The 6,099-nt window shown below is 44.2% G+C and carries 5 protein-coding genes and 1 tRNA gene; 4 read left to right on the top strand and 2 right to left on the bottom strand.

What is annotated here, in order from left to right; genetic code table 11:
- The first annotated feature begins 70 nt into the window (after positions 1 to 70).
- Together ABLA76_RS09365 and ABLA76_RS09360 are read left to right on the top strand one after the other, a co-directional pair.
- A tRNA-Asp gene (locus ABLA76_RS09365) sits at positions 71 to 147 on the top strand.
- Between the two features lie 302 nt (positions 148 to 449).
- On the top strand, positions 450 to 1,280 hold the full coding sequence (locus ABLA76_RS09360; protein ID WP_348987724.1) for an endonuclease/exonuclease/phosphatase family protein: 831 nt from the start codon (positions 450 to 452) through the stop codon (positions 1,278 to 1,280).
- Positions 1,281 to 1,392: 112 nt separating this feature from the next.
- Here the strand turns inward: ABLA76_RS09360 and ABLA76_RS09355 are convergent, their stop codons facing one another.
- Positions 1,393 to 2,778: an amino acid permease gene (locus tag ABLA76_RS09355; RefSeq protein ID WP_348987718.1), complete on the bottom strand. Its 1,386-nt coding sequence runs from the start codon at positions 2,776 to 2,778 to the stop codon at positions 1,393 to 1,395.
- 166 nt (positions 2,779 to 2,944) lie between these two features.
- Between ABLA76_RS09355 and queE the strand changes: the two genes are divergently transcribed.
- Positions 2,945 to 3,616 carry a 7-carboxy-7-deazaguanine synthase QueE gene (gene queE / locus ABLA76_RS09350; protein WP_348987717.1) on the top strand — a complete coding sequence of 224 codons (672 nt, stop codon included), beginning with the start codon at positions 2,945 to 2,947 and terminating at the stop codon, positions 3,614 to 3,616.
- Positions 3,617 to 3,650: 34 nt separating this feature from the next.
- Here the strand turns inward: queE and queD are convergent, their stop codons facing one another.
- A complete protein-coding gene (gene queD / locus ABLA76_RS09345; RefSeq protein ID WP_348987716.1) occupies positions 3,651 to 4,013 on the bottom strand; it encodes a 6-carboxytetrahydropterin synthase QueD in 363 nt (120 codons plus the stop codon).
- A gap of 276 nt (positions 4,014 to 4,289) precedes the next feature.
- Between queD and cysJ the strand changes: the two genes are divergently transcribed.
- Entirely contained in the window at positions 4,290 to 6,098 is a 1,809-nt protein-coding gene (cysJ, locus tag ABLA76_RS09340) for an NADPH-dependent assimilatory sulfite reductase flavoprotein subunit (protein WP_348987715.1), read from the top strand.
- Position 6,099: the final 1 nt, after the last annotated feature.

Genomic DNA, 6,099 nt, shown 5'->3' with positions numbered 1-6,099 from the left:
GGACACTGCCAGACATTGATTAAAAAACGTGTTGCCGGCCCAAAAGGCAGCACAGAGAAAGAAATTCGGTGGTGCGGTAGTTCAGTTGGTTAGAATACCGGCCTGTCACGCCGGGGGTCGCGGGTTCGAGTCCCGTCCGCACCGCCACCGTATTTAGAAAAAGCCCTGAGAGATACCTCTCAGGGCTTTTTCTATTGCCTATATCCTTATCAATGATTTTAAATTCGTATTTTTCATATATACACGATAAACTTCAAGTTGCAATCCGCAAGACGACGCGAGGCCTTATATTTCCCCGCGCAGCGGGGAAATATAACACGCATCTTGAAGTTGGATTGGTATATAGTTACACAACCATGTTGGTTTTTTAAGCGCTAGAGATTGAAATCAATTACCAAAATGTCATATTAATGGAGATAAAGGTGTTGAAGTAAGCTGGGGGAAACTTGATTAGGAATAGTCAGTTAAGAAAAAGTTGGGCGAGAAAAGATTACGCTCAAAAAAATTTCGCCATGAGATATGTTGCTGGACGGCCTGTGGAACGGGTTTTTCCTACTTCTAGGCAATTACTTGAGGATGCGTCGCTACCACGAGGGAAACCGCTCCTTGAGCATGATAGTGAGCTTTCTGTCGCCATCTGGAATATCTACAAACAACAACGGCCATCATGGCAACATGTTTTGGCTTCTTTGATTGAGAAAAGTGACCTTGTCTTACTGCAAGAAGCACAAACGACCCCAGCCTTATTGAAATTCGTGACGGAGAGCGGTTTGGTCGCCGATCAGGTTCCTGCATTTGCTATTCCTCAACACCCATCAGGTGTGATGACATTGTCCTCGTCTTCACCCGTTTATTGCTGTCCACTGCGTGAAAAAGAACCGATATTTAGACTATCTAAATCGTCATTAATTACAATTTATCCATTGCCAGATAAACGCCAGCTAATGGTAATAAACGTGCACGCCATTAACTTTAGCCTTGGTGTTGATGTTTATAGTCGACAATTAAATAACATTGGTATTCATATAAACTTACACAATGGCCCCGTCATTTTTGCAGGAGATTTTAATGCATGGAGTCGGCAGAGGTTAAAAATATTAGAACGTTTTGCCCACCGTATGCATTTAAAAGAAGTCTATTTTGATGATGATCATAGAACGATTGTTTTTGGCAAACCGCTGGATTTTGTTTTTTATCGTGAATTAAAAGTTTCCCGTGCAGCAGTTGTAATGACGGGTGCTTCTGATCATAACCCATTGATGGTGAACTTCTCTTTATGACGATTTCTCTGTGTGATGATAACTGATGGATAAAGCGATTATCTGATCTCGCAAAGAAAAGATAAAAAAAGCGTCGGAGATTACCGACGCTTTTTAGACATACTTAAGTCGTTTACTGGTTAGAAGCGCGTTTTGCTGATAAGTTCTTCTTCACACCGAAGAAATAGGCTAGAGTCAGAATAAATACCCAACCTAGACCAACATATAGCGCGTCTCTTGTTTGTTCAAAATAGCCCAGCAATACGATGATACTGACCATGAAGATGAGTGCGGTTGCAGGAGCGACAGGCCACATTGGGATTGGAAATTTCAATGTCTTGACTTCTTCCGCGCTCATTTGGCGACGCATGGCAATTTGCGAGATTAAAATCATCAACCATACCCAGACGGTTGCAAATGTGGCAACAGAAGCAATAAGAATGAAGATCTCTTCGGGGATCAGATAATTTAGCACTACGCCAAGTAACAGAACCGCAGTCATGACAAGAACCGTCATCCAGGGCACACCATTACGAGTTAATTTTTTGAATGATTCGGGAGCTTGTCCTTCTTGCGCCATACCATACATCATCCTGCCGGCACCAAAAATATCACTATTGATAGCGGAAATCGCAGCGGTAATCACGACCACATTTAAAATATTTGCGGCTGAATTAATGCCTAAATTGGAAAAGATCTGTACAAATGGGCTTCCATCCTGACCAATTTGATTCCATGGATAGATACTCATCAGGATACACAGAGTCAAAACATAGAAGATCAAGATACGAAACGGGACAGCATTAATTGCCTGGGGGATCGTTTTTTCTGGATTTTTTGCTTCACTGGCAGTGATACCAATGACTTCGATGCCACCAAAAGCGAACATAACAATGGCGAATGAAGCTATCACCCCACTGATACCATTTGGCATAAAACCGCCATGCTCCCATAAATTGGACAGACCGGTTGCATGCTCAGTTACTTGTCCGAAACCGTAAAACATAATGGCAAGGCCGCCGATAATCATGGCAATAATGGCAGTGACTTTAATGATTGAAAGCCAAAACTCCATTTCACCAAAGATTTTTACGTGACATAGATTCAAGGCACCAATAAAACATACAATCCCTAAAACCCAAATCCACTGATCAACATGCGGGAACCAGAGCTTCATATACGTGCCGAATGCAGTAACGTCAGCCAGGCAAACAAACAGCATTTCAAGAATATAGATCCAGCCAGTTAAAAAACCGGCCAAAGGTCCCAGATAATGGCTGGCATATTGCGAAAAAGAACCAGAAACAGGATGGTGAACGGCCATTTCGCCAAGTGCTCTCATCACAATAAATACGGCAGCTCCACCGAGTAAATAGGCCAACAATACCGCGGGGCCAGCTTGCTGTATTGCTGCTGCTGAGCCATAAAACAGCCCCGTGCCTATTGCAGAGCCTAAAGCCATAAAGCGGATGTGCCGCACGCTTAGACCCTGTTTAAGCTGATTTTCATTATTTTGCATTCGTTATTCCCATCTATCCTTTCAGCCTGAGAGTATTTAGGCATACGATGCTCTGTCTGGCATGAGATGCCAGCAAAAGCAACCTGGTACAATACCATAAAGATGGATGTTCGCGGGATAGATATCTGTAATAATAAGGGCAGTTTATTAAAACCAGAGTTTTTTTATGATTTACCCAATAAATGAAATCTTCCAGACTTTACAGGGAGAAGGCGTGTTTACCGGTGTACCTTCGGTTTTCATTCGATTGCAAGGATGTCCGATAGGGTGTAGTTGGTGCGATACCAAACATACGTGGGAAAAAGAGGCTGATAAACAGCAGCCGATGGAAAATATTTTGCTGAAATCGCAAGACAGCGATCTGTGGGGCGTTGCCACTGCAAGACAATTGCTGAACATATTCACTCGCCAAGGTTATAGCGCGAAACATATTGTCATTACCGGGGGAGAACCGTGCTTATATGACTTGCGTCCTTTGACTGAAACACTGGAAAGTGAAGGCTATCAGTGTCAGCTAGAGACGAGCGGTACACACGCGATTCAGTGCTCTGATAAAACGTGGGTGACGGTTTCTCCGAAAGTGAAAATGCGCGGAGGCTATCAGGTCTTGCCTGAGGCTATGAAACGCGCTAATGAAATTAAGCATCCTGTCGGGCGGCAGCGCGATATTGAAGCATTGGATGAATTATTGACTATGCTTGATGGAAACCCTACTCCGGTTATTGCTTTACAGCCGATCAGCCAGAAAGAAGATGCTACTCGCCTGTGCATCGAAACGTGCATTGCCCGTAATTGGCGTTTTTCGATGCAGACCCATAAATACTTAAATATCGCTTAAATCTCATTCAGCACCAGGCTCTGGTGCTGAATCCTTATTCTCCCCGATAGATACAACCTGCGCTACAAGTCTCTTTAACCATAACAGCACTGAGTTGGGGCAACGTCGGTTTTAACTTTTCCCAAATCCACGTGGCCAACACTTCGCTGGTTGGATTTTCAAGCCCGGGAATCTCATTGAGATAGTGGTGATCGAGCTGTTCCCAGACAGGTTTAAAGGCAGCTTTGACATCGGCAAAATCCATGAGCCAGCCACTAAGCGGATCGACGTCTCCGGTGACCTCCAGCCGTACCATAAATGAATGCCCATGCAAACGCCCACATTTGTGCCCTTCCGGTACGTGTGGAAGGTGATGTGCTGCTTCGAATTGAAAATCTTTAAAGATGGTTGTATTCATTGTGCTTTCCCCTGATTTCAAAAGGTCGGCTATTCTACCTGAACTTTGCGAGCTTAACGTGATTTTTCTGGAAGTAAAAAGCACAACGCTTAACGGCTTTATTGATATATTAAATCTGTAAATAAAGTTAGGCGTTTTGGTTATGAGATATTGCGATCCTTTCTTTAAATACAGCTCCTATTCTGGGATAACCTTAATCAATTCATGTTGATGGCTGGATTGATTCCTACGTTTTTTACAACATGGATACTGGCTATAGCAAAAGGCACTGGGACAATGACCGCAAAACCACCTTCAATCGCATTACTACCTGTTTCTCCAGAGCAATTATCACGCTTGCAATCTGCAATTAGCGATTTTTCTCCCCATCAATTAGCCTGGTTGTCTGGCTATTTTTGGGGAATGGTGAATCATCAGCCACAAACTGGGGCAGAGACACCAGTCGTTTCTGCACAGGAAACAGTGACTTTGCTCTCCGCATCGCAAACAGGCAACGCCCGTCGCCTGGCTGAACAACTAAGAGATTCACTATTAGCGGGAAATATCAATGTAAACTTAATTAATGCGGGTGACTATAAATTTAAGCAAATTTCCCGGGAACGTGTATTGATTATTATTGCTTCAACGCAAGGTGAAGGCGAACCTGCCGAAGAAGCCGTAGCACTCCATAAGTATCTCTATGCCAAAAAAGCACCATCAATGAAAGAGACGGTATATGCCGTATTTGGCCTTGGGGATACGTCGTATGAAAACTTCTGTCAGGCAGGGAAAGATTTTGACCGTCGTCTGCATGAGCTTGGTGCTCAACGCCTACTGGATCGTGTTGATGCTGATGTGGAATATCAAGAACAAGCTATTCAATGGCGTCAGCAAATTACGGATATCTTAAAGCAGCGCTTGTCAGTACAAGCAAATACTGTCACGCCGCCTGCCACTTCATCTACTATTTCAGCGCAGGTTCAGGAAACCCAACCGTATACCAAAGAAAGCCCTCTAACGGCTTCCCTGTTGACTAACCAGAAAATAACGGGACGTGGTTCTGACAAAGATGTTCGCCATATTGAAATTGATTTAGGGGATTCAGGACTGCGCTATCAACCAGGGGATGTACTTGGCGTTTGGTTTGAAAACGATCCGGCTTTAGTGGATGAATTAATAGCCTTGCTTTGGTTGGAAGGTTCAGAGCAGGTCAATGTGCATGGAAAATCACTTCCATTGCGTGAGGCGCTGATTAACCATATAGAGTTGACCCAAAATACCGGTGTGATTGTTGGGAAATATGCAGCGTTGGCAAAAGATGAAAAATTGTTATCGCTCGCCGCTAATAAACAAGCATTGCAGCAATACGCTCAGACAACACCTATTGTCGATATGGTCAGGGCTGCTGCTTCACACCCAGAAGCCCAACAATTTATTGATTTATTGCGCCCACTGACTCCACGTCTCTATTCCATCTCCTCTTCACAATCTGAAGTGGAAAACGAAGTCCACATTACCGTGGGAGTCGTTCGTTATGACATTGAAAGGCGTGCCCGTACAGGCGGAGCGTCGGGTTATCTGGCGGATCGTTTGCAGGAAGATGACAACATCCGCGTGTTTATCGAACAGAACGACAATTTCCGTTTACCGGTCGATCCTAATACCCCCATCATCATGATTGGACCGGGAACGGGGGTTGCTCCGTTTAGGGCATTTTTGCAGCATCGTGACCGTCAGGGATCTGAAGGTAAAAACTGGCTGTTTTTTGGTAACCCGCATTTTGTTGAAGATTTTCTTTATCAGGTTGAATTCCAGCGTTATGTGAAAGAGGGCTTATTGACCCGCATTGATTTGGCATGGTCAAGGGATCAGCAGCATAAAATCTATGTACAAGACAAACTGCGTGAACAGGGAGGCGAAGTCTGGCGCTGGATTCAGGATGGCGCCCATCTGTATGTCTGTGGCGATGCGAGTCGCATGGCAAAAGATGTAGAACAAGCCCTATTGGACATCATTTCACAACATAGTGGCATGGATGCTGAACAGGCTGATGAATTCTTGAGTGAATTGCGCCTTGAGCGCCGTTATCAGAGAGATGTTTACTAAT

The organism is Xenorhabdus sp. SGI240 (assembly GCF_040081915.1).
GTDB lineage: Bacteria > Pseudomonadota > Gammaproteobacteria > Enterobacterales > Enterobacteriaceae > Xenorhabdus > Xenorhabdus bakwenae.
Note: the sequence above shows the minus strand (reverse complement) of the source record. Positions and strands in the feature narration are given on the sequence as shown.